The organism is Streptomyces sp. NPDC060198 (assembly GCF_042728415.1).
Lineage (GTDB): Bacteria > Actinomycetota > Actinomycetes > Streptomycetales > Streptomycetaceae > Streptomyces.
Genome location: NZ_JBHWZJ010000171.1, coordinates 1 through 15,109 on the forward strand (window position 1 = coordinate 1; position 15,109 = coordinate 15,109).

13 protein-coding genes are annotated in these 15,109 nt (G+C 70.5%); 5 read left to right on the top strand and 8 right to left on the bottom strand.

Annotation, left to right across the window (positions count from 1 at the left end):
- Window positions 1-1,783 precede the first annotated feature (1,783 nt).
- Complete coding sequence (locus ACFWEP_RS20660; RefSeq protein WP_387371740.1) at window positions 1,784-3,088, top strand: ATP-binding cassette domain-containing protein; 1,305 nt, start codon at window positions 1,784-1,786, stop codon at window positions 3,086-3,088.
- Here the strand turns inward: ACFWEP_RS20660 and ACFWEP_RS20665 are convergent.
- From ACFWEP_RS20665 to ACFWEP_RS20695, 7 genes are all read right to left on the bottom strand, one after another.
- On the bottom strand, window positions 2,980-4,035 hold the full coding sequence (locus ACFWEP_RS20665) for a hypothetical protein (protein WP_387371741.1): 1,056 nt from the start codon (window positions 4,033-4,035) through the stop codon (window positions 2,980-2,982). The genes ACFWEP_RS20660 and ACFWEP_RS20665 overlap by 109 nt on opposite strands.
- 319 nt (window positions 4,036-4,354) lie before the next feature.
- Window positions 4,355-4,795 carry a hypothetical protein gene (locus ACFWEP_RS20670; protein ID WP_387371742.1) on the bottom strand — a complete coding sequence of 147 codons (441 nt, stop codon included), beginning with the start codon at window positions 4,793-4,795 and terminating at the stop codon, window positions 4,355-4,357.
- Window positions 4,792-5,673, bottom strand: coding sequence for a polymorphic toxin-type HINT domain-containing protein (locus ACFWEP_RS20675; protein WP_387371743.1), 882 nt, complete (start codon window positions 5,671-5,673; stop codon window positions 4,792-4,794). Before ACFWEP_RS20675 ends, ACFWEP_RS20670 begins: the two co-directional genes overlap by 4 nt.
- 5 nt (window positions 5,674-5,678) lie before the next feature.
- Complete coding sequence (locus ACFWEP_RS20680) at window positions 5,679-6,170, bottom strand: RHS repeat-associated core domain-containing protein (protein ID WP_387371744.1); 492 nt, start codon at window positions 6,168-6,170, stop codon at window positions 5,679-5,681.
- A 10-nt stretch (window positions 6,171-6,180) separates the two neighbouring features.
- Window positions 6,181-6,717 (bottom strand): hypothetical protein, encoded by a 537-nt coding sequence (locus tag ACFWEP_RS20685; protein ID WP_387371745.1) that lies wholly within the window; start codon window positions 6,715-6,717, stop codon window positions 6,181-6,183.
- Window positions 6,718-6,921: 204 nt separating this feature from the next.
- Entirely contained in the window at window positions 6,922-8,124 is a 1,203-nt protein-coding gene (locus ACFWEP_RS20690) for a cellulose-binding domain-containing protein (protein WP_387371746.1), read from the bottom strand.
- A 563-nt stretch (window positions 8,125-8,687) separates the two neighbouring features.
- Window positions 8,688-9,224: a TetR/AcrR family transcriptional regulator gene (locus tag ACFWEP_RS20695; RefSeq protein ID WP_387371747.1), complete on the bottom strand. Its 537-nt coding sequence runs from the start codon at window positions 9,222-9,224 to the stop codon at window positions 8,688-8,690.
- Window positions 9,225-9,291: 67 nt separating this feature from the next.
- On the opposite strand from ACFWEP_RS20695, the gene ACFWEP_RS20700 reads away from it, so the two are divergent.
- The 3 genes from ACFWEP_RS20700 to ACFWEP_RS20710 all read left to right on the top strand — a co-directional run bounded on the left by ACFWEP_RS20700 (window position 9,292) and on the right by ACFWEP_RS20710 (window position 11,899).
- A complete protein-coding gene (locus tag ACFWEP_RS20700; protein WP_387371748.1) occupies window positions 9,292-10,350 on the top strand; it encodes an aldo/keto reductase in 1,059 nt (352 codons plus the stop codon).
- Between the two features lie 121 nt (window positions 10,351-10,471).
- The gene (locus ACFWEP_RS20705; RefSeq protein WP_387371749.1) at window positions 10,472-10,828 is read left to right on the top strand and encodes a VOC family protein; all 357 of its coding nucleotides are present in this window, start codon (window positions 10,472-10,474) and stop codon (window positions 10,826-10,828) included.
- Between the two features lie 486 nt (window positions 10,829-11,314).
- On the top strand, window positions 11,315-11,899 hold the full coding sequence (locus ACFWEP_RS20710) for a nucleosidase (protein WP_387371750.1): 585 nt from the start codon (window positions 11,315-11,317) through the stop codon (window positions 11,897-11,899).
- A gap of 401 nt (window positions 11,900-12,300) precedes the next feature.
- Here the strand turns inward: ACFWEP_RS20710 and ACFWEP_RS20715 are convergent, their stop codons facing one another.
- The gene (locus ACFWEP_RS20715; protein WP_387371751.1) at window positions 12,301-12,618 is read right to left on the bottom strand and encodes a hypothetical protein; all 318 of its coding nucleotides are present in this window, start codon (window positions 12,616-12,618) and stop codon (window positions 12,301-12,303) included.
- 404 nt (window positions 12,619-13,022) lie between these two features.
- Between ACFWEP_RS20715 and ACFWEP_RS20720 the strand changes: the two genes are divergently transcribed.
- The gene (locus tag ACFWEP_RS20720; protein ID WP_387371752.1) at window positions 13,023-14,960 is read left to right on the top strand and encodes an NAD-binding protein; all 1,938 of its coding nucleotides are present in this window, start codon (window positions 13,023-13,025) and stop codon (window positions 14,958-14,960) included.
- The last annotated feature ends 149 nt before the right edge of the window (window positions 14,961-15,109 follow it).

Consider the following 15,109-nt stretch of genomic DNA (forward strand, 5'->3'; position numbering starts at 1 on the left):
TTGCCCTCGCCTCACCGCATCTCGGTGGATCCGGGCCTGGTCCCGGGTGACGCCGCCAGTAAAGGCAGACCAGCGATCTGACCCCTCAGACGACGCAGCCGACCGGAACTGCCCACCTCAGCAAATCCCGCCTCGAGGCCTGCCGAATCTCAGCAAGCCTCCCACCTCACACAAAACGGAACAGCCTCCATCACCCCGGGGCAACCGCGCAAACACCCAAGCCCTCTCAGAGCAACCGGGCAAACACCCCAGCCCCCTCGGGGCAACCGGGCAGGCATCCCAGCCCTCTCGGGGCACACAGACTCGCAGACCAGGCAGCGGTCCCAACCCTCAACAGAGCTGGGACCGCTGCCTTCCGTAGTCCGGGGCCCGATACCGGTGGCACCCTGACGGCCTGGACCACGTCCTCGCGCCCAGGCGACACGGCAACCAGGCGACACACGGAGAAGAGCGACCGCCTCGGCGAAATCGCCATACGCGGATTCGAAAGATCCTGCCGCAACAAGGAACATCGACCGGTCGGTGAGGACACGGGCAAGACGTGCGTGATTGCCGGGCAGGCGGCGGGCGAGCGTCACACCCTCACCGAAGTACGCCATGAACCGGTCCTTGAACAAGTAAGGGCGGTCGCCTACGCGGACGGCCGCACGGATGCCGACCCCGCGTTGGACCTCGACCACCCCGGACAGCCAACCGCCCCCACGCACCCTCGCCGCGACCAGCCGACCCACCCGGGCTCACTGCCCGCATCGAAACACTTCCCACCTGAACCGCCAGGGAGGCCTCCGAGAGCACGCCCTCCAGTGGGGCACCCTTCTCGGCACAGCCGCCGAGAAGGGTGCCCCATGCGATGGCGTGAGCGTCCCGGGCGATGCGCGGTGACGGAGTTTCAGCCACCCCTGGTCCGCAGCCGTCGCGTGATGGTGCAAGGGAAACGCCCCGGGATTCCCCGAAACCACAGGTTGTCCCGCCGGGAACCCGGCTTGAAGACGTGCGTTCGGAAGGTGGCTGCGGTCGTTGAACCCTGCGATCCCACTACGACCGAGGAGACCAGAGACGTTGATACGCACCCATCCGCGCGGCGCCCGCCGGGGCGCGCAAAGCTCATCGGACAAGGACACGGTCTCGGGCGCGGAACGCGAGCTGTACGGGGGCCGGCTTCGCTGGGACCAGTCGTACGTCCACCACTCGGGCCCGCTGACCCGGTTGTCGTTCGCGCACATGGCGGCCGCACTGCCGCGCATGGTCGGATCCGTGATGCGGATCGGGTGGCAGGCGGACCGGTGGGCGATGGCATCGGTGGTGGCCGCGCAGCTCGGGCAGGGGGTGAGCGCCGCGTGGGGGCTGGTCGCGGTCAACAGCGTGCTCACGAATCTCTTCGCGCAGGGTCCGACGGCGGACAAGTTGCGCGACGCTCTGCCGGCGTTGGTGGCGCTCGGGGCGAGTGCGGTGGTCGCGGCGCTGTTGCTTGCGTGGTCGACGGCGATGTCGGGGCGGCTGGAGCCGCAGGTGGAGCGGGCGGTGTCGGCGCGCTACTACACGGCGGTCACCGGCATCGAGCTGGAGGCTACCGAGCGCCCGGAGGTGCAAAGGGTGTTGGAGGCCGGCCGGTTCGGGACGGATTCGGCCCGCAACATGCTGAGGCTCTCCGTGGGGGTCGGCAACGTCGTCATCGCGATGGTGGCGGCTGCCGTCGTGCTGGCGTCGCTGCACTGGCTGCTGCTGCCCATGCTGCTGCTGATCGCGCTGCCCAAGGGGTGGGGTGCGGTCCGCTCGGCGCGCCGTGAGTACGTGTCGAAGCTCTACTGGCTCGACCACCGCAGGGATCTCCTCGCTCCTCGGTTTCCTGACCCGCCCGCACGCGCAGGGCGAGATCCGTGTCCACGCCGCCGGCAAGAAGCTGCTCGCCAGCTACGAGGAGATGTCCCACCAGACGGAAGGAGAACAGCGGCGCCTGGCCCGGGCACAGGCCTTCACCGAGCTGGTGGCCGGGGGGCTCGCGGGGATCGCGTCGCTGGCCTGTTACGGGGTTCTGTGGTGGCTGCTGGCCGACGGGGTGCTGCCGCTCGCCGTCGGCGGCACGGCGGTCCTGGCGATCCGGGCCTCTACCGCGCGGCTGACCTCACTGGTCCAGCAGGTCAACCGACTATACGAGGAACTCCTCTTCCTCACCGATACCGAGGACGCCATCGCGCTCGCGACCGAGAACGCGATCCCCACCACCGGCGCCCCGCTGCCCGACCCCGTCGACGAGATCCGGGTGGACCACGTGTCCTACACCTACCCCGGGACCGACACACCGGCGCTGCGGAACGTCACTGTGCGAGTCGCCCGGGGCCAGGTGACCGCGCTGGTGGGCGCGAACGGAAGCGGCAAGACGACCCTGACCAAGCTGCTGTCCGGACTCCTGCTCCCCACGGACGGCCACGTATGGTGGCAAGGCCAGGAGGGCACGCACCGGGTCGATGTCCGGGAAGCCGCCCGGGCCGATGTCTTCGGTCAGGTGGGGCTCCTGGCGCAGGACTTTCCCCGCTGGGAGATGACCGCGGCCGCGAACGTCGCGATCGGCGCCGGAGACCGTCCCCGCGACATGGGGCGGGTGAAGTCCGCCGCCCGGGCCGCCGGCATTCACCAGCTGATCGAAAACCTCCAGCACGGCTGGAACTCCATCGTCAACAAAGGCTACGAGCGGGGCGTCCAGCTCTCGGGCGGACAGTGGCAGAAGCTCGGCACCGCGCGAAGTCTCTATCGGAATGCCCCGTTTCTTCTGGTGGACGAGCCCACTTCGGCGCTCGACCCGCACGCGGAGATCGCCGCGTTCGAGAGCCTGTGGTCCCTCGCCGGGGAGGGACGCGCAGTCGTTCTCGTGACGCACCGCCTCGCGGCCACCGCCCACGCGGACCGCATCTACGTCCTCGACCAGGGTCGCGTGATCGAAGAGGGCACGCACGAACAGCTCATGGCCCGGCCCGACGGCATCTACCAGGGCATGTTCACCGCCCAGGCGGCCCAGTACGGGGCCCCGGCCATCCCCGTGCAGCCCGGCCACGCCCCGGCGCCGAATCCGGTGACGGGAGGCCCGCACTGATGAGGACTCCCGCACCACTTCGGATCGCAGCCGCCGGCCAGGCCCCCGGCACCGGCGCGGGGGGTGACCGCCACGGTCGCCTGCCAGGTGTGCGGGGACCGTTCGGTGGTCACACCCTGGCCCTGAACCGGCATCACGCCGACGCGGCAACTGTACGTCTGGGAGATCTCGGGTTCCGGCCGCAGGTGGCGTGCGGCCCGGGTGAGGAGGGCTGGCCGTCGCTGGCGCCGTACGACCGGATCCTCGTGTCGTACACGGTGGATCGTGTGCCGGTGCCCCCGTCGAGGGGCTCGCCCCCCGCGGGAATCTGCTGGTTCACGTGACGGCCTCTCACCGTCGTCGAGCACACACCGGGCGAGCAGGTGGAGGCGGAGCTGAGGCCGGTGGAGTTGGCGCACAGGGCCGGGCACGGCATCAGCCGGATCTGGCTCACCGAGGAATTCCGGCAGCCGATCGCCACCGCACCGGGCACCCGTACCCGCGTCCTGCTGCCCCGCCGGACGGAAAGCGGCTTCCGGACGGCGGCGGACCACCTCGTGGGCGGACTCGTGAGGGACGTCAGGGCCGGGCATCTCGTGATCGGCGGCGGTTGCAGGTACTGGCTGCGGATGGAACCGGTGGACGAGCTGAGCTGGCTCGCCACGCCGGACGGGCCGCGCGACATCTGTGCACAGCTCCAGGAACTCGCCGACCGGTGGCGAGCAGCGCGCTTCCCCCTTCGCTACCGCCTGCCCTCCGACGCGGACGGCGCTCAGCGGGCGCCCGCCCTCAGCCCTGTTCTCGTTCCGGAACCCTTCGATCCGCCATCGCACCCGCCATCCGGACAGGTCGCCCAGCAACCGCTCGACCGCTGACCTGACGTCTCCCGCAGCGCGCCCGGCGCACTGCAGAAGCAGATCCCCGTGCGTATAGGACGGGTCGAGTACGTCACCGGAGAAGGACGGCATGGCCGTCAGTTGCCGAGGCGCTGCCCACGTCCGCGGAAAGAGGGGTGCGCCCAGACCGATCCACGGCTCCACCCCGTCGGAGCGAACCGCGTTCACGCATCTCAGCACGTGTCGCAGTTCCTTCCGGGACACGCCCGCACCCCCCTTCGATCGGTCAAGGGCCACGAAGACCGCGTGTGCGCCAGGAACTTCACCGCTCAGGTACGGAGGAAGGGCTGGTCCGCGTCGTCCGTTTCAGCTTCACGTACACGACGGGCGGCGAGTGATCCGCCTCCCGCCGGCACGATTCCCGCAGTGGCCCCTACCACGGCTCTCCGCTTCACTGCCCTCTCCCCCATCGGCGGCCACTCACCCCCTCGCGGGCGAGGGCCGACTGTCCCGACGGCCTGAGGCTGTCAGCCTTCAGCACGGCTTCCAGGGCCCGCTCGTACTCTTGGCCTCTGTCCCGCAGACGGTCCCGAATCCAATGCCGCGCCTCGGCGTCCGAGCACGAGTACCTCCACGCCAGAGCGTGCGCGGCCCGGCGTTCCCGGATCTTTCGAGATCCGTCGGGCGATGCCGGAAAGCCGTGACAGATCTCCGCGATCATCAGGACCCGCGCCACCAGGGTTTCCTGGTCGGGCAGCCCGTTTTCGGCGGGCGCGTGCTTCGCGAGCGTCCGGATCTCCAGCAGTCCCGAAACCACAAGGACGGCCACGGCGTCAGTCGCGTCAACCGAACCGGCAGCACCACCAGAAAACCTGAACAGGCGCCGTTTCATCCGATCCAATGCTCCCGCCCCCTGGTGTAGATGGGAGTTTGCCAGGTGATGGTGCCTGCTCCCGTCAGGGCATTCTTCCTCGCGGCATCGATGAGGAGACCTGCCCGATGGTTTCCGTTCTCCAACCTCCTCATCAACTGCCCCACCGTCAGTACGTCGCCCGGACCCGAGGCCAGGCTGAACACCGACCTGAGCAGTTCGTCGTCGGTGAGCTGCACGAGCTTCTCCAGCTGCTTCTTGCTGCCAGCCGTCCCTCCGACGTCGTCGAGGGAGATCGTGCGGAGGTCGGCGACCGTCGCGTCCGGCGTAGGAGGCACCTGCTGGGTCACGGGGCGGGAGCAGAATCCGCCGCCGGGAGGGCAGTTGTGTACGAGAAGCGGGGCGGCGCCAGCGGCTGCGTAGTACGTATGGAGGTCGTCGACGGTGAGGTTGTAGACCGTTGCCGACCGCGTCGTGTGCTGGGTGGCGGTGAGCTGGACCCAGGTGCCGGCGCTGGTCCGCAGCCACTGTCCGGGCTGGAGTTCGCCGGCTTCCAGCCATTGGTCCAGGGCCGGGACCCAGAAGGGGTGACCGTCGGTGGCAGTGATACTGCCGGTCTCCTCGCCCTTGGTTCCGTCGGTGTCGACGAGGAGATCGACGAGTTGCTTCTCCCCTTGGCCCTTGATGAGTGCGGTGACGGGGCGGGGGCCGGACTCATCGGTCTCGGGGTCCGTGGACCACGCTTCGTCGCCGATTCGAATGTCCTGGACCGGCTTGGTGGTGCCGTCTGCCATCAAGACGGGTGTGTCGGCGGTGAAGCTGTTGGGCGCGAGGCAGCTTCCGGCGCCGCGCAAAGAGCTCCTTGCGGCCATGAAGGCGCCGAAGGCTTCGCCGGCCATGCCTGTCAGCATCCGGTGAGTGCGGCATTGCCGACCTGGCCCCATTCGACCTTTCTGCCGGACAGACGCTGGAAGGCCCAGGTGAGGCCGCCGTCCATGAGTCCGCCCACGGCACAGGCGGCGATCATGGGGTTGCCGCCGGTGGGGTCGGTGTAGGTGGTGGGTGAGGAGAGTCCGCAGTGGTAGAGGCTGGTGCCGCCGGCCTGGCCTAGGGGGTCTTGGGAGATGAAGCGGCCGGTCTCGGGGTCGTAGTAGCGGTCGCGGTAGTGGAGGAGGCCGGTGTTGTCGTTTTCGCGGCCTGTGAAGGTGTACGGGTTCAAAGACGCGGCACCGGAGGTGGTGGGCTGGCCGTAGGGGTCGTAGGCGTCGCGGGTGGCGAGGGTGCCGTCCGCGTGGGCGAGGCCGACGACGGTGCCGAGGGCGTCGGTCAGGTAGACCTGTGTCCGGCCGTTCTCGGTGCGGGTGAGGAAGTCGTCCAGGCCCGACATGGCGACCATGGCCTCGGTCTCACCCGTCCGTGCTTCTCCAGCAGGGGGTTACTGCCGTCGGTGAGGAACGTGCTGGTTGTGCCGCCCCTGCCGGGTTCAACAGGGTCACTGTCACCGCACCGATGTTGGTGGAGCCCGGTTCGAGCAGCAGCACGTAGGACCCCGCAAGGGGCGCGTCCTGCACCTCCCGTTCACCCGCGGCACCCGAGTACGAAGTGCCGGAACCTACCTGGACTCCCGTGGGGCTCAGCAGCCGCACGGTCACGGGCCGGTTGAAGGTGGAGCCGGAGAAGCCGAAGTCCAGGTCCTCCCCTGCCTCCGCCTCGAAGTGCACCTCGGCCCAGTTGCCAGGTGTGGTCACCGCGACGGTCGGCGCTGTCGTGTCCGCGGTAGAAGTGGTCTGTGACGACTCGACCTGCCCTGCTCCGGTGCCGGAGACGGCCACGAATCTCTGAGCGGTCGTCGTCCGGCCGTCCCGGGTCGCCACGTGAAGCGGGCCGCTGACTGCTCCGGGAGGTGCCTTCACCGTGATCGCCGTAGCCGTACGTCGGGTCACTCCATCGGCACCCTCCTCCTGATCAGAGTCCCGCTCATCGCGGCTCTGGGACAACTGGGGACCGGCGGGGTGTGGGCCGCGCAGGCTGCGGGTGAACTGGCCACCGCCGCAGTGGCGGTGTTCCTGCAGGGCCGCGGCGCCGGACGCGTCCAGGCCGGCCGAGGACGGCAAGGGCGACGTCCGGCGCATCGCGCCGGCCGGTCGTCAGCAGCCGACCGGCGAGGATCCGGCGACCACGTCGTCGAACCACAGGGTGTCGTCACCGGTCCCGTAGCTCTCCCAGCCCAGCCTCAGGGCGGTAGGTCGCGGCGCGGTGGTTCGGGAGAGCCACTGCGCGTCGACGTCCTGCGTCGGTACGCCGTCGGCGTGCAGCCCCGGCACAAGCTCGTCGTCGAGCCAGGTGTCGAGTCCGGGTGCCGAGGTGTCGACCGCGAACCGCAGGCACTGCCAGCTGTTCGTGGGCAGGGACCTGCTCAGCCCCACCCCGACCGGACTCTGCGCCGGAAGTGTGGCGTCGTCGCTCTCCCGGTTCCACTGCAGAGCGCCGTTCTGTCCCCCGATCCGCAGCGCCTTGCCACCCTGCGAGCTGTCCGGCATCGACACGAAGGCGACGTGCGCGGCCGGGAGCGCCGTGGTGTGCCGTACCCACATGCGGACGTACAGCACGGGGCCGACCGACGACAGATCCGTGGTCGCGGCCACGAAGGCGTGGTTGCAGTAGCCGGCCCGCCCGTCCACCCGTAGCGACCGCGTGCCGCTGTGCGTGACCTCCGTGTCGACGGCGACCGTGCCCGTGCCCTGGCAGTCCGGTGCGGTGAAGTGCCAGTTCCCGGCAGGGGCCGGGCCGGCCTGGTCCTCGAAGTCCTCGCAGACGGCGGCATTACCGCACTCCGCGGAGGGCGGGGTCGAGGTGGGTGTCGGGGTGGGGGTGGGGGTCGAGGTCGCGGAGGGGGTCGGGGTCGGGGTCGGCGGCGAGGTGCCGTCACCTCCACAGGACACTCCGTTGAGGGCGAAGCCCGTGGGCGCCGGGTGGGCCGACTGCCAGGTCCCCTGGAGACCGAAGTCGACGGTCCCTCCGTCGGCCAGCGCCCCGTTCCAGGCCGCGTTGACGGCGGTCACGGAGTTGCCGGTCTGGGCGACGGTCGCGTTCCAGGCGGAGGTGACGTGCTGGTCGCCGCCGTAACTCCACGTCAGCTGCCAGCCGCTGAGCGCGGAGCCGGTATGGACGACGCGAACCTGGGCGGTATAGCCGCCAGTCCATTCGTCGGCCGTGTAGACGACCCGGCATCCGGACGCCGCCTCCGTACCGCTTGCGGGTACGACGACGAAGAGTGACAGGGCCAGCGCGAGCGCGGCTCCGGCCGCTGTCCAGGGCGTGCGCAGGATTCGCGAGGGATGGATCTGCATGTGCGCCTCCTCGGTGGGGGAAACCGTAGGACAGTTCACGGGTGGGAGCGCTCCCACCCATCACAGCGAAATGACGGTGCACTGTCAATACGGGCGTTCGCCCCGATTCCTGGAACCTCTCACCACCCGCGGCATCAACGCCCCGCGCGTGACGGCGTTCGGGGCGCGGCCAAGACGGACGCCGGACTCGAATCCTGATCCCGGGTCCGGCCGGGACGCCCGCCCCCCTCGGACCGTCACCGGATCCAGGGGCCTCGCAAGGGGCAGGAGCCCGACGCCCGCAGGCGAAGGGGCTCGTCCTCCACCGGTGCGCCCCGCATCCGTCACGCTCACCACGGAGGTGGAGCGCGGCAGGGACGCGGCGGACGTGGACGATCGTCGCCGACTGGGCGATCGCCGCCACCCACACCGCCCACGACCACCGACCACCGGCCTTCGGCCACCGATCACTCGGCAGCCTCAACTCCGGGCCGCGGGAGACGGCAACGCCCGCCCGCGCAGCTCACCCGGACGCGAGCACCACGCCCGGCAGTGCGGGCGTCTCGGGCACCGCCACCGGGCCCTCAGGACTCGATGATCGCGACAAGGCTCGCGGCGTACGGGCCTGGTTCGAGGTCGCCCCGTACGGCGAGTTGCTGGGTGTAGCCGTGACAGAGGGCCACGAAGGCCTCGGCCACCCGGGCCGCCCGCGCGGAACCACGGTCGGGCAGCAGCGCGACAACCGCCTGGCGCATCTCGTCGAGTTGACGGCTGACCAGAGCGGCGAGGCTCGGGGTGACGGCGGCCTCGGCGTAGATCTGGGCGACCAGCCGCGCATGGTCCTCCTCGCGGGCCAGGATGCGGATGTGCTGAAGGAAGTCATGGATGGTCTCGGCGGTGAGCTCCGCGGGGAACGCCTGGCTCGACTGCTCGCAGATGGCCGCGACGATCTCGTCCTTGCTCTTGAAATACCGGTAGATCGCCCCGATGGACAGTCCGGAGGCTTCGACGAGGTCAGTCATGGACGTCCGCGCGAAGCCGTGAGCGGCGAAGCGTGCGCGGGCGGCATCGATGATCTGCCGGCGGCGGGCTTCGAGGTGGGACTGACTTACCTTCGGCATAAAAGAATGACCATTCGTTTTCGTGGTAGTGTCGTTGACCATACCCCAGAAGTCCGAGGAGGCTTCCGTGCGTTACCAGACATTCGGACGACACACCGGCCTGCGGGTCTCGGAGTACGTGCTGGGCACCGCCAACTTCGGCTCAGCCCCGGCCGCCGCGGGCCCGGAAGGTGCCAGGGCGATCTTCGAACAGTTCGTGGCCGCCGGCGGAACCACCATCGACACCTCGAACCTCTATCAGGACGGTGAGGCAGAGACCATCCTGGGCAAGCTGATGGGCCGCGAGCGGGACGACTACGTCGTGATCACCAAGTACACCGGGAGCAGGAGCGCACAGATCGGCCCCGGTACCACGGGTAACAGCCGTAAGACCATGTTCCGCTCCCTGGAGGAGAGCCTGCGGCGGCTGGGGACCGACTACGTCGACGTCTTCATGCCGCACTTCCCCGACGGCGTGACTCCGTTGCCGGAGATCCTGGCCGGTTTGGAGGACCTCGTCCGGGCGGGCAAGATCCGCTACGGCGGACTGTCGAACTTCCCGGCCTGGCGGATCGCGGACGCCGCCGTCCGATCCGAGCTGAGCGGGCGCATGTCGCTGGTCGGCATCCAGACCGAGTACAGCCTCGCCGAACGCTCCGCGGAACGCGAACTTCTCCCCATGGCCGAAGCACACGGGCTGGGCGTCGCCCTCTATTCCCCGCTGGCCGGTGGCCTGCTGACCGGGAAGTACCGTCACGGCGAGCGGGGGCGGCTCAGCGCACGGCCCGCGGCCCACGTCATCGCCGGCGAGGACGGTGCGCAGCGCACCGCCGTGCTCGACGCGGTCCTCGCCGTGGCCGACGAGACGGGCACCGGCCCGATCCAGGTCGCACTTGCCTGGCTGCGTCGACGCGCTGCATGCGCCGGAACCTCGATGATCCCTGTCCTCGGACCCCGCACACCGGCTCACCTGGCGGGATACCTCGACGCCCTGAACGTCGAGCTCTCCCCGCACCATTACCAGTTGCTGGACGAGGTCAGTGCGATCAGGTTCGGCGCACCGTACGAGGACGTGGCCGCGGCGCTGGCCCACGGCACCGACGGGGACCGCGGGCTCCTCGACGAACCGCTCGTCCCCGTCATCTGAAACAGCGCTCCGACCGCCCCGCCGCCGCCTCCACCGTTCGCGCCCGGGGCGGGCCTCGCCACCGACGGGCCGGGCCCGGTCCGGCCGATTCCGTCCACCCGCCCCTCCCCCTGGAGTACCTGTGCCCATCGCGAGGATCGCCGCCATCAACCTCGAATGCCCCGACCCGATCGCCCTGGCCCGCTTCTGGGCACACCTGCTCGGTGGTGAGGTGGCGGTCGAGACACCGGGCTTCTGCGCGGTCGAGGCCGGTACGCTGCACCTCGGTGCCGTACGCGTCGAGGACTACCAGTCACCGACCTGGCCTTCCACCGAGCGCTCACAGCAGATCCACCTCGACCTCGCCGTCGATGACCTCGACACCGCCGAGCACGAGGCGGTCCGGCTCGGCGCCACCAGAGAACAGCACCAGCCCGCTCCCGCACGCTCGCGTGTTCTCCGCGACCCGGCCGGTCACCCTTTCTGCCTGCGCGCCTGACACCTCAGCAGGCGTGGTGGGTGCCGCGCCAGCCGTACGGGCCACGTCGAGCCTCCGCCCGACGCGCGACGACCGCCGGTGGCACGTCGGTCCCGCGTGGCGGCCGGGCGCCCTCCGTCGCGGGGGCGCGTACCTCTCGCGCTCCGCACTCCCGAGCGAGCCGCCGGACGACTGCCCGGCCGATACCACGTGTTCCGCCGGTGACGGCAGCGCCCCCGTACGGCTGCGGAGGTGGTCCGTGAGGTTGCCGGTGGTCGCGTCGGGTGCTGGGCTTCCTGCCGTCCGTCGGCGCCCGAAAAATCGTCGCCCCGCAGGGTGAGCTTCTCCGGACCACGGCGGAGGCCAGCTCACCCCGCCATCGGCGGCTCAGCGGAACGCGAGACCTCCCGCCCCGTCCTGGACGACGACCAGCTCTCGTTACCCTGCTGCGGGGACGACACACGCACCCGGAAGCGGGCACCGAAAGCCAGCTCATATTCTGATCCCATGCAACTCACGGGAGAGATCACCAGTACCCGTCCCCTGCTCGTCCTGGCAGTCGAAGAAGAGGCCCAGTACCTCGACACACCCTTGCCTGTCCTGCTGACCGGAATGGGCAAGGTCAACGCCGCGTCCGCGCTCGCCGCCGTACTCGGCAGCGGCACGAAGCCGTCGCACGTCGTCAACCTCGGTACCGCGGGAGCGCTGCGCCCGGGCTGGACCGGCACCCACCTGATCGGTACGGTCATACAACACGACCTGGACAGCGACATCTTGTTCGGTCTGACCGGGGAGACCTACGGTGCACCCCTGACACTGGGCGACCACGACGGGCCTACCCTCGCGACGGGGGACTCCTTCATCGACGACGAGGCCGCCCGTGCCCGCCTGGCGGCGCACGCGCCCTTGGTCGACATGGAAGGCTACGCCCTGGCGACGGCCGCGCACCGGGCTGGGGTGCCTCTGCGCATCGTCAAGCACGTCAGCGACGACGCGGGCGAGGAAGCGGCCAAGTCCTGGCGGGAGTCCGTCGCGGAGTGCGCCCACGCACTCGCGGACTGGGCGGCCCGCAACATCCCGGCCTACGCCTGAGCCATCCCTTCTCGCCGACCGGCCGGCGAAGGATCTGCCGTCCCCTGGGGGCTGTCTCTGTCGGACGTGGGCACCGTGGCCCCACCGACCGACAGGCGGCTCTCACTACACCTTGGACTGACCCAGGTCCGGTGGACGAGGGAGGGACGGAAGACCGGCTGACGGAGCGGTTCGTGCCCGAGGCCGGCCCCACCCCGGGAGATCGCCGGGCGCCGTCCAGGTTCTGTTCGGAAATGTGCCATTGGCTCACTCCGTCAGAAGGCCACATCGAGATGGTCGATGCCGTTGGCCTCCTCGGCGCCTCCATCCGTTCGGGCTCCCGCCTCGCCGGCGCGGCTTTCTGGGCGCGAGGACGCCGCGCTGGACGGTGCGAGGCGGGCGAACCGGGTGTGCCGGTTCACTCACTCGCGTCGCCACCATCGGCGGTGGCGCGGGGCCGGTTCGAAATCGGTGGGCGGCTCGTCGGCGGGGGGCGGCTCGTCGGCGGGGGGCGGCGCTTTCCGCTCCGGTTCCAGCCCCACCCGGCCCGGATGTACGCAGACGGGAACCCGGTCGGCGACCGTGTACCGGAACCCGTCCGAAGCGTCGAACGGCCAGTGCCGGCTGGGCCGGTCCGCGACGAGGAAGCCGACGCGCGGGAACCGCAGCGCCGGGCAGAACCAGCAGCACGGGTAGTCGGAGTCCGGGTCGATGAAGGGCGTCTGGGCCGCGTCGTGCATACCTCCAGGACGGTAGCGCAAGGACGGCGAGGTCGTGGACGGGCGGGAGTGCCGGGCCCGGGCGGAGGAAAACCGGTCCGTGGGGCGGACCTGACGCCCCGCCGCTTCGTGGCCGTGTCCCGTCCGACCGTCGTCGGGCACCGCGACCCGCGGCCGTTGGCTCGATCGAGGACGCCGTGTCCGCGGGGCGTCGGAGAGTTCTCCACCGCCTCGGCACCGAGGCTGCGCAGAGCTGTGGGCGAGTGGTGGTGACGGTTGGTTGCCGCACGGCTCACGGCAATCCGCCGACTGTGCGCACGGGCCGGCGGCGTCCCCGGCCCGCCACCGCGGTCCATACGCGACGTTGACGCCGCACTTCTGGACGGGCTGGATTCGAACAGTGCTGAAACGGCAGGCTGGCGCGTGTGATCACGACTTCCTCAACCGACCCGCCCGGCTCACCGCGCTCGCAGCACATGGTGGTCTGCGGTGACGACGGCCTGGCCCGCCGCCTCGCGGTCGAACTCGACGCCGTGTGCGGAGAGACCGTCACCGTCGTCCTGCCGTCCCGCCACCACGAGCACGGAGGAGAGATCGACGCACTCCTCCACGCCCCTTCCTCCGGCATCGAGCTGCTGGTCGCGGCGCGCCCCGACGAGCAGGTGCTCCGGGCGGCCGGTGTCGACCGGGCCGCCGCCCTCGCCCTGGCCTACTCCGACGACCGGACCAACATGATGGCCGCTCTGCTCGCGCGGAGCATCAATCCGTCCGTCCGCCTGGTCATCCGGATGTACCACCGTGAGCGCGGCCGTCATCTGGAACAGCTGCTGGACCGCGCCGTCCTCGCCCGCCGGGGCCGCCCGAACGCTCCGTCCCGTGCGGACGTTCCGATCGACACCTCGACCACGGTGCTCTCCGACTCCGACACGGCGGTTCCCGAACTGGTCGCCGCGGCGGCGCTCGGACAAGGACACACCCTCCAGGTCGCGGGCAAGGTCTTCCGGGGAGTGGTCCGTCCGGCCGGGACTCCCCCGCACACCGCGGACCTGGCCACCTTGGCCGTGTTCTCCGGCACGGGCCGGCACGATCCTCGCAGCGAGGACAGCGCCGAAACGCCCGGGGAGGAGGGGACTCAGCTGCTGCCGGACACCGTCACCTCGTACAACAGCCAGTTCACGCACGGCCGGCTGATGCTGGAGGAGATCACCGGGGACCGTACGCTGGAGACCCCCTCGGACTCGCGCCCGGTCGGCGGCTGGCTGCGCGAACGGCTCGCCCATCTGCCGTGGAAGGTGTTCGTCTCCCGCGAGATGACCTCCGTCTTCGGTGTACTGGCGGCGGTCGTGGCGCTGCTGTCGATCGCCACCTACGCGACCGTCGGCGGCATACCGCCCTGGAAGGCGGTGTACCTGCCGCTGCTGGACATCTTCACCATGGGCGATCCCGCCACCGCGGAACCCCGGGCTCGGAAGTTCCTCCAGCTGATCGCGGGTTTCACCGGAATCGCGATCCTCCCGCTGGTCGTGGCCGCCACCATCAACGCCACCGGCGCCTTCCGCGCCGCATCGATCAGCCACCCGCCCGCCGACGATCTCAGCGACCACATCGTGCTCGTCGGTCTCGGCAAGGTGGGCGCCCGGGTCCTGGTCCGGCTGCGTTCCGCCCATCACCGGGTCGTCGCCGTGGAACGCGATCCACAGGCGTGGGGGGTCGCGGTGGCCCGGGAACTCGGCGTGCCCCTGATCCTCGAGGACGCCACCGGCCCCCGTGCCCTGGACCTCGCCCGGATCGGGCAGAGCGCTTCCTTGCTCGCCCTGACCAGCGACGACAGCACCAATCTGGACATCGTGATGGCCGCGCGGGAGGCCAATCCGGACGTGCGGGCGGTGATGCGGCTGTACGACGACGACTTCGCGGCCACCGTCTCGCTCACCCTTCGCGCCTCCTATCCGGAGGCGCTGACCCGTAGCCGGAGCGTCTCCGCGCTCGCCTCACCCGCCTTCGCCGCCGCGATGATGGGCCGCCACGTCCTGGGCGTGATGCCCGTCGAGCGGGGCGTCCTCCTCTTCACCGCGGTGGACGTGGCCGGCCATCCGGCGCTGGAGGGGCGCTCCGTCCACCAGGCGTTCGCCCGGAACGAGTGGCGTGTACTGGCTGTGGGCTCGGCGGGTCCGGGGGCGCCCGACCGTTCCCCCACCGACACCCTCGGCGGCGGCCTGACCCTCGCCGACGCCACGGGCTTCGACTGGCGGCCCGCGCACGGCCGCGTCCTGGGGGCCGGGGACCGGGTCGTACTGGCGACGACGCGACGGGGGCTCGACGTCCTCACCCGGGGGTCGCGGACCGCGCCGGGAACCACCTGACGGACCGCGAGGAGTCTCGGGCGAGGGCACCGAGAGCTCGGACGGGCTAACCGCCACGGGTCTCCGCCGCCGGGGCGGCAGCCTTGGCCGGCGTACGCCGAAGAGGCTCCTACGGGTCCGAAAGGCCTTCTGCACGGGAGGCGTACCCG